The 1,647-nt window shown below is 44.7% G+C and carries 4 protein-coding genes; 1 reads left to right on the forward strand and 3 read right to left on the reverse strand.

What is annotated here, in order from left to right; genetic code table 11:
- Positions 1-191, forward strand: a 191-nt coding sequence (locus ACTBDZ_RS17600) for a hypothetical protein (protein ID WP_438816244.1), incomplete at its 5' end; no start/stop codon positions are given.
- A 37-nt stretch (positions 192-228) separates the two neighbouring features.
- Here the strand turns inward: ACTBDZ_RS17600 and ACTBDZ_RS17605 are convergent.
- The 3 genes from ACTBDZ_RS17605 to ACTBDZ_RS17615 all read right to left on the reverse strand — a co-directional run.
- Positions 229-606: an antitermination protein gene (locus tag ACTBDZ_RS17605; RefSeq protein WP_438816245.1), complete on the reverse strand. Its 378-nt coding sequence runs from the start codon at positions 604-606 to the stop codon at positions 229-231.
- A gap of 338 nt (positions 607-944) precedes the next feature.
- Positions 945-1,316: a hypothetical protein gene (locus ACTBDZ_RS17610; RefSeq protein WP_438816246.1), complete on the reverse strand. Its 372-nt coding sequence runs from the start codon at positions 1,314-1,316 to the stop codon at positions 945-947.
- 14 nt (positions 1,317-1,330) lie between these two features.
- A partial coding sequence (locus ACTBDZ_RS17615; protein WP_438816247.1) for a hypothetical protein occupies positions 1,331-1,647 on the reverse strand: 317 nt, incomplete at its 5' end.

A 1,647-nucleotide genomic window follows, 5' to 3' on the forward strand; every position in this document is an offset into this window, starting at 1 on the left:
TATCGGTGCTATGCTCGACATCGCTCAGTCCGGTTGATGATTTGGGATCTTTATCGATTGATCAGATCGCTCAACTCGGACTGAGTTCCCTTCAGGTGATCTACTATTCGGAACAGTTATTTAGCAATGGTGAAACTGGGCTGCATCCGCGTGTTTTACCACCGGTTACGCAATTAAGGGACACAGCCTAGGTATATGGCGACTTGCTGCAGGCAATAAGACCCCTCCTCAAACTTCACGAACACCCCACGATGTATGAGTCTGTCTTGCTCTGGCGGTAATGCCATACTCCGTTTTCGGTTTGCGGTACCAGATGCGATGGTTAAGACGCTTAACCCTGTCGTACTTTTCGGCGAAACGGTTAATTTGCTCTCTGAACTTAGCCAGTAAGTTGAAATTAATTCGTGGCGCCCGTTTGCGCTTGAAAGCCAATTCAATTCGGTTAAGCGCTTTGCGTTTTTCTGGCTTCTGCCCCAATACCTTATCGATACGGGATGTCACCAGTTCACGACGGATGGCTTCTGCCTTGCGTCTGGCATGACGGCGAATAGCGGCGTTGGTTTTGCTAACAGGATTAACGGATTTACGGTAAATGATAGTAGCCATGTTCCCTCCAACAGATGGTTTTGGTGGTGTGGTGAACGGGTATAGTAAAGAGCGGTTAAAACAGAGCAGACTCATTAATCCGCTTTGGTTTAATGCCTGGTTTATTTCTCCACCTCAGGCGGCGGTGGTGCCCTGCTATTCCCCAACAGCAAGAAATCTGATAATTTTGAAGTCCCCAACAGTTAAAATGGAATCACACATGTCTGACGACATCATTAAAAAATTGCAGATTGAAAATGCTGTATTAACTCGGCTTCTTACGGTGCTTTTAAGCATGCTTGATGAAAATCAAAGCGCTATTTTTTGCAAACGTCTCGAAGACTTAAGCTTGCTTGCAACTAAGAAACGTCCGAGTAACGACGAACCATATCACGCACACGAGCAGCAGATTCGGACGCTCTGTTCAGGATTACTTGATAATGCTCGCGAAGTTTCGGATCGCTTGAAAGATGACTGAATTCAGTAATATCAGTAACCTGCATTGCAAGTTTCCCTGATGCGTCTTTCAGTTCCTTGTAAGCTTCGTCCGGAGATTTGCCGCCATCTTTTCCGGAAGGAAAATACATTTCGGTAAATATGGCGTTAATTTTACGAGCCAGGTGAAGTGCTGGCTCATTATCTGCTGAATTGGTTACAAAAGAGCCAATATTACTTTTTAACACTTCACAAGCTGCGCTTTGTGCCACCTGCGGCAGTTCAAAAAATTTCATTTAAATCACCTATATTACTGGTTGTAAAACTGAATCGAACCGACTGCGTCATGATGTTCAAGTGCGCAGTCAATGACTTGACCGTTAGTGAGATGGATATGTGAAATTGGTTTTCCATCCTCTGATCTCTCAGTTATCACTGAGCAGACATGGTGATTGAAGTACGTGATCTGCTCACCACCTTCCACTTTTGGAATGATGTACCCGTCATTCCGCACCTGATTTTTCTTTTTTCGGGACTTGACGGTATTCTGACGTTCTGAATTTATTACTGCTTTTTGCAGACCAATCAGCATGAGTACTCCCCACGTTACCATCCGTAACCTTGATC

It is taken from the genome of Symbiopectobacterium sp., assembly GCF_051710365.1.
Lineage (GTDB): Bacteria > Pseudomonadota > Gammaproteobacteria > Enterobacterales > Enterobacteriaceae > Symbiopectobacterium.